This window comes from Ramlibacter sp. (assembly GCF_050250995.1).
Taxonomy (GTDB): Bacteria; Pseudomonadota; Gammaproteobacteria; order Burkholderiales; family Burkholderiaceae_C; genus Ramlibacter.
In genome coordinates this window covers 36200-42336 of the sequence record NZ_JBFWNP010000044.1, presented here as the reverse complement: position 1 = coordinate 42336, position 6137 = coordinate 36200, and the positions used below count along the sequence as shown (strand labels likewise).

5 protein-coding genes are annotated in these 6137 nt (G+C 68.5%); 3 read left to right on the top strand and 2 right to left on the bottom strand.

Translation table 11 applies throughout. The features are described 5' to 3' along the window. Nucleotides 1-281: 281 nt before the first annotated feature. The 3 genes from AB7E83_RS21790 to yjjJ all read left to right on the top strand — a co-directional run bounded on the left by AB7E83_RS21790 (nt 282) and on the right by yjjJ (nt 4138). Entirely contained in the window at nt 282-842 is a 561-nt protein-coding gene (locus AB7E83_RS21790; protein WP_428572920.1) for a hypothetical protein, read from the top strand. 139 nt (nt 843-981) lie between these two features. Continuing rightward, nucleotides 982-2640 carry a hypothetical protein gene (locus AB7E83_RS21785; RefSeq protein WP_428572919.1) on the top strand — a complete coding sequence of 553 codons (1659 nt, stop codon included), beginning with the start codon at nt 982-984 and terminating at the stop codon, nt 2638-2640. A gap of 139 nt (nt 2641-2779) precedes the next feature. Beyond that, on the top strand, nt 2780-4138 hold the full coding sequence (yjjJ, locus tag AB7E83_RS21780) for a type II toxin-antitoxin system HipA family toxin YjjJ (protein ID WP_428572918.1): 1359 nt from the start codon (nt 2780-2782) through the stop codon (nt 4136-4138). A gap of 34 nt (nt 4139-4172) precedes the next feature. On the opposite strand, the gene AB7E83_RS21775 is transcribed toward yjjJ, so the two are convergent. Further along, on the bottom strand, nt 4173-4688 hold the full coding sequence (locus AB7E83_RS21775) for a UGSC family (seleno)protein (protein ID WP_428572917.1): 516 nt from the start codon (nt 4686-4688) through the stop codon (nt 4173-4175). A 1-nt stretch (nt 4689) separates the two neighbouring features. After that, complete coding sequence (locus AB7E83_RS21770) at nt 4690-6129, bottom strand: hypothetical protein (RefSeq protein WP_428572916.1); 1440 nt, start codon at nt 6127-6129, stop codon at nt 4690-4692. Nucleotides 6130-6137 lie beyond the last annotated feature (8 nt).

Below are 6137 nucleotides of genomic sequence, written 5' to 3'. Positions count from 1 at the left end.
CGATTCCACCGTCACTCCGGGCCACGCGCGACTGCCCACCATCACGGCGGAACGTTGCCCGCGATCACGATGGAACGCTGCCCGCCATCGCGTGGAATGGGTGCCCGCGATCAGTGGAATAGGCAGCGAACGACAGCGGTTCGCGCGAGCGGTTCCTCTCCTTCGCCCGCGACGCGGACCAGTTCGTCACGCGCGCCCGACTGCTCGAAGTCGCGCAGGACCTCACCTGGCTGTCGCCGCAGCAGCGCCGCGAGGAGGACGTGCGCCTGCTCGGCGAGCTGATGGCCCGCAAAGACATCGGCGCACCGGATGTCGACCTGTCCTGCACGCTCAACAACCGAGGCGAACTCGCGGAGGCGGCGGCGACGCTTGCCTCCAAAGGCGCCGCCGTGCAGGACGTCGGACGTTCGGCGGTGATGGCGTGCCTGGGCGACGCCGGTGCGCGCAACCGTGTGCTCGAAGCCCTGGCGAGCCCGTCCGATGCCGACGTGCGCATCGCGCAGGCCTACCTGCGCCAGCGGCCCCTCACCGATGCGTCCGAGCTGCGCGTGGTGACGCGCGCAGTCGCAGGCATGAACGCGCCGGAGGCGCAGACGCGCGCGCTGGACGTGCTCGGCCGGCACTATCTCTCGGACCACGAAAGCGTCGACACCCTGAAGCAGTTGTTCGCGAAGACTCGGTCGATGGCCGTGCAGAACGCGATTGCCGGCGTGCTGATCCGAGCCGACCGTTCGGTGAAGTCGCCGGAGCTGCTGCGCACGCTGCGCGAAAGCCGCCTGCGTGCCTCGTCGGGCGACACGCTGGTGGACGCATTGATCGCGCAGATGCAGAGCCTGTCCTGATCAGTCGCTTGCATGCCGCACGCTGGCTGAGCCGTGGTGTAACAGCTGAGCAGGTAGCGATAGCCGTGCAATACTGACGCGGCCCGCGCAAGTCGTTTCAGTCGCGGGCGCGTCGACCTCGCACCTGCAGTACCTGTTCATGATGTCGTCCTCCTTCCGCGGCCTGGCGCTGGCCGCCAGCCTGTTCGCCGCCGCGCTGCCCTTTGCGGCAAGCGCCGCGCCCAAGACCATCTGCACCATCACGGTCAATTCGCCCGACGAGAAGGAGACCTTCCGCCGCAACCTTCCGCCGGGCGATTACAACTTCGTCGAGCTGGTGGAGCGTGGCCGCAAGGACTGGCTCGCTTCGGCATGCGAGCAGAAGGTGCAGTGCGACTCGCTCGTGATCTCGGGCCATTTCGACGATGGCGACGAGTTCTACACCGACCGCTTCGACGTCAGCGAATACCTCACCGTGCTGGAGATGGAGCGCACTTCGTGCAGCGACTCGTGCCCCGGCGTGTTCTCGCAACTGAAAGAGGTGTACCTCTTCGGCTGCAACACGCTGAAGACCGAGCCGCGGCAGGTCGCCGGCGCGGACATCACCCGCGCGTTGCTGCGCTCGGGGCAATCGCCGTCGGATGCGGCGCGCCTCTCCGCCCTGCTGGGCGACACCCATGCGAGAAGCAACCGCGACCGCATGCGCCAGATCTTCAAGGACGTGCCGGTCATCTACGGCTTCTCGTCCAAGGCGCCGCTCGGCAAGTACGCGGGGCCGCTGCTCGAAAAATACTTCCAGACGGCGCCGCCGGGAGAAATCGGCAGCGGCCAGGTGAGTCAGAAACTGCTGAGCCTCTTCGGTCCCAGTTCGATGACGGTGACGGCGGGCTTGCGCGACGGCGAGCCCCAGGCCCGAGCGCGCGCCGACGCCTGCCGTTTCGTTGACGACCGCATCTCGCCCGCCCACAAGCTTGCCTTCTTCCACGACATGCTCAAGCGCGACATGCCGGAGGTGCGCATGCATCTGGGCGACATGGAGCGGTTCATGTCGTCGCTGGGCGTGGCCGGAACGCTGAGGCCCGATGCTGCCGAGGCTCTCGCGCGTGTGGCCGCCGACCATGCGTCGCGTGAGCGCTACCTCGCCTTTGCACGCGACGCCGACGAACCCGCGATGCGCACGCGCATGATGGCGCTAGCCACCCGGCTGGGCTGGCTCACGCCCGTCCAGGAGCAGGCCGAGTTCGTGCGCATGATCGGCGAGCGCATGGCGCGCGATGCGCTCGGCATGGAGGAAGTGAACCTCGCCTGCACGCGCGGCGGCGAAGACGATGCCGCCGTGCGGCCATTGCTCGGCGGCGCGCTGAAGTACGCGAAGGTCGCGCCGGCGGCTGCGCTCGCCTGCCTGGGCAGCGCGCAGGCGCGCGAGCGTGTGGTCCGCGCCGTCACGAGCCATGACCCGGAAGAGATCGACATCGCGCGGGCCTACCTGCGCCAGCGCCCGCTCGTCGATGCGGCCGAGGTGCGCGCCGTCGCGACCGCCATCGGACGCATGCCCGCTTCGCTGTCGCAGGTGCGCGCGATCGAGACGCTGGCGCAGCAGCGCGTGTCCGATCCCGAGAGCCTGCGCGAGATCGCGCGGATGTTCCCGCTCGCCAAGTCCCTGCCGGCGCAGCGCGCCATTGCCGCCTTGCTGATTCGAGCCAATCACCGTGTGCTCGGCTCGGGCGAGCTGACGCAGACCCTGAAGCGCCACCGCCTGAAGTCGCCGGACGGCGAGGACGTGATCGATGCGCTGATCCGGGTGCTGCAGGCCGGTTAGAGGCGAGGGGCCGGGACGGTTCGAGCTGGCTTCGCATGCCGCTGATCGAATCGTTTCGAAAATCGTTTCATTTTTGAAGCTCTGGTGGTGATCCATCCACGATGAGAGGTCAGAAAAAATAACGGTCTAGAATCGTTTCATGTCTGTGCCGGATGACTTGCTCCGACTGGTCCGCACCTGGGGGCGGCTTCCCGCCGGGGAGGTCGCGCGCCGTCTCGGCATCAGTCGTCCAACCTTGACGCGTGCGGTTCATGCCCTGGACTCCAAAATCGTGGTTCGGGGACGCGCTCGCCGCACGGCCTATGCAGCCCGCAGGGCCGTCCGGGGTGGCCTGCGGGACTACCCCCTCTATTCGATCGATGCGAATGCGAAGGTCGAGGAAGTCGCCGCCCTCACGCCTCTCCAACCCCAGGGCACCGCCGTTGCGTTCAGGGCTGCGTTAGCCTGGCCCCTGGATCCGGCGATGCAGGACGGGTGGTTCGATGGGCTTCCGTATCCCATGGAGGACATGCGTCCGCAGGGCTTCCTGGGGCGCAGCTTCGCACGGGTCCATGCCGCGCTGCTCCAGGTCTCCACGGATCCGCGCCAGTGGAGCGAGGACGACGTCCTGCACTCGCTTTCTGTCCTTGGGTCCGACCAGCCTGGGGCGTACATCGTCGGCGAAGCCGCGCTGCGTGAGTGGTTCAATCGACGGCAGGACGATCCGCCGTCGATTGCCGACGACGAGCTGGATCGCGCCTACCCCGGACTTGCGGCCGAGGCGATGCAGGACCGGTTTGCCGGTTCTTCCGCCGGCGGAGAGTTTCCCAAATTCACCGCGGTGAGACGCACCCGCGGCGAGTACGCGCACGTCATCGTGAAATTCTCCGGTTCGGACGAAGCGCCCGGTACCCTCCGGTGGAGCGACCTCCTGGTCTGCGAGCATCTGGCCGCTCGGACATTGCGAGATCGCCTGAAGGTCGACGCGGCGGACAGCGCGATCCACAAGTTCGGCGGAAGAACCTTTCTCGAAGTGAAGCGTTTCGACAGGCACGGGGCGCACGGTCGCTCGCAGGTCTGCTCCTGGTTCGCATTGAATGCCGCGCTCTTCGGCATGGCCGGCGCAGGGTGGAGCGCCGGTGCCCAGGCCCTCGAAGCCGCAGGCCATGTCGATCGGGACACGAAGGACAGGATCGAGCTGCTCTGGCACTTCGGCCGGCTGATCGGAAACACGGACATGCACGACGGCAACCTGTCGTTCCGCCCCGGGCTGCAACTTGCCCCGGCGTACGACATGCTTCCGATGACCTATGCGCCCGAACGCGGCGTGGAGGTGCCCGAGCGCGCATTCCAGCCCGCATTGCCGCTGCCGGCGGAACGCTCGGCCTGGGCGCGGGCGGTGCCTGCTGCGGAGTTCTTCTGGCGCGCGGCCGCGGATGACGATCGCATCTCGACCGCATTCCGACGGATCTGCGAGGCGAATGCCGAACGATTGAAGAGAATGGCGAGCGAGGGTTAGCCCATGGCACTACGGGGCGAAGGCGCGCCGTGTCTCAGCCCGCCGTCATCTTCGCCACGATCTCCTCCAGCACGCGATCCGCCAGCGCGTTCAATTCCTCGTCGGTGCGGTCCTGGATCGGATGCGGCACCCACACCATCGCAGGCTCGAACCCGAGCGACTCGCTCTGCGCCTGCGCGGCCTGCACGAATTCCGTCGTGGCGACGATGACCGAGGGGATGCCGAGGCCATCGAGATTCCTGGCGTCATGCACACTGCACGACACGCAGGAGCCTCAGTCGGCGAGGCCTATGACGGCCGCCTGCGTCTCGGCCCGCATTCGCTGCCGCGTCTCGAGTACGGCGACGCGGCTCGGGCCGGGCTTCGCATAGCGCTTCACCGAAATGCCGCGCGCTTCCAGGCGCTCGGCCACGCGCTTCATGAACACGTCGCCACGCGGCTTGCCGATGTCGAGCACGCCGACGGCGATGGCGTCGAGCGAGGCGGGGCGGGGCGATTGCGCGCGTGCCGCGACCTCGTGTTCGCCGGTGGGGTCCAGCAGTGTCGTCATGTCAGTGCCTCACTTCCTTGGTCGTGATCCGGGACTGGGACTGGGGACCCCAGCCCGGCAGGATGGCCGAGAACAACCCTGCGCCGCCGCCTGCGTGGACGACGCACACGCCGCCTTCGCGCAGCTTGCGCAGCATCTTGCCGCGGGTGGATTCGGGCGCGCCGACCGCCATGCCGCCTGCGCCGGCCAGCACATGCTCGGCGGGGATCGTGGTGAGCGCCATGAGCTCGGCGACGAAACGCTCGCGCGACCAGCCGGCCTCGCGGAACACGCGCAGATGCTCGGGCACGACGACGATCATCGCGTCGAACGGCGCCCACAGCTTCGGATGACCCATGGCGCCCAGGCAGGCCGCGAAACTGCGCACCAGCGACTCCGGCGTGCGCGACACCTGGTCCACCACGCCCTGCACGCCGAAGCCGGCGAACACCGTGACCGAGGACTTGCCCGGCTCGATGCCGCGCTCCACCGACTGCGGCGCCCAGCACGAATCTTCCTCGTTCTCGGCGAAGCACAGGCCCAGTTTGCCGGGGTTGCCGAGCGTCGCGCGGTCCACGCCGCCCGGCTTGCCGCCGCCCACGTTGCGGATCACCAGTTGCAGCGCGCGCCCGATCGTCGAATTCGCGCGGTTGCCCTGGCCGAGCGCGTTGACGCCCGAATTCATGCCGATGGCCTTGCGCACCGGACCGTTGACGATGACGATGGGGCCGATGTACATGGTGGTCGCGATCACGCCGTGCAGCGCGAACTCCTCGTCGAGCACGGCCTCAACGGCCGCGATCAGCACGGGCATGTACTCGGGACGGCATCCCGCCATCACGGCATTGATGGCGACCTTCTCGATCGTGCAGGGCTCGAGGTCGGACGGCATGAGGCCCAGCACCTCCTTCGGGTCGCGCTGCGTCCCTTGCAGCATGCGATGCACGCGCACCCGCGTGGGCGGCACCACGGGCAGGCCGTCCGTCCAGCCACGGTCGAAGCAGGCCTCGTGCTCGTCCTCGTCATCGCCGAGATCGACGGTGCGCGAGTCGAAGCGCACGGCGCCCAGGCGCACGGCCAGTTCGTCGGCGATGTTGGGGTCCGCGTTTCGCGACCCGCAGCCGGGACGCTGGTCGGGCAGCCCGGCGCCCAGGGCGGCGATGCCGCTGAGCGCCTCCCACTCGCCGCGGTGCCAGCCGATGGCGCGCGCGGTCTCGCTGCCTGCCGCCCGGTGCAGCAGCGTCGGCACGGTTTCGATCCGCAGCGCGAACGAACGCTCCAGCGCGGTGTCGTCGACGACACCGGCAAGGCCTTCGGGGAAACGCGGATCGTCCTGGGTCAGGACGCTGAAACCGGGGACGGCCGCGGCCAGCTGGCGCAGCACGGGCTCGACGAGCACGCAGGTCGGGCAGTCGCGCTTGACGACGGCGACGAGGCCGTCGGGCAGATCGTGCAGGCTCATTCGTCGGC

What these genes read in the sequence shown, in the direction of transcription:
- AB7E83_RS21790 (WP_428572920.1), top strand. Translation starts at nt 282, where the DNA reads ATGGCCCGCAAAGACATCGGCGCACCGGATGTCGACCTGTCCTGCACG.
- AB7E83_RS21785 (WP_428572919.1), top strand. Translation starts at nt 982, where the DNA reads ATGATGTCGTCCTCCTTCCGCGGCCTGGCGCTGGCCGCCAGCCTGTTC.
- yjjJ (WP_428572918.1), top strand. Translation starts at nt 2,780, where the DNA reads ATGTCTGTGCCGGATGACTTGCTCCGACTGGTCCGCACCTGGGGGCGG.
- AB7E83_RS21770 (WP_428572916.1), bottom strand. Translation starts at nt 6,129, where the DNA reads ATGAGCCTGCACGATCTGCCCGACGGCCTCGTCGCCGTCGTCAAGCGC.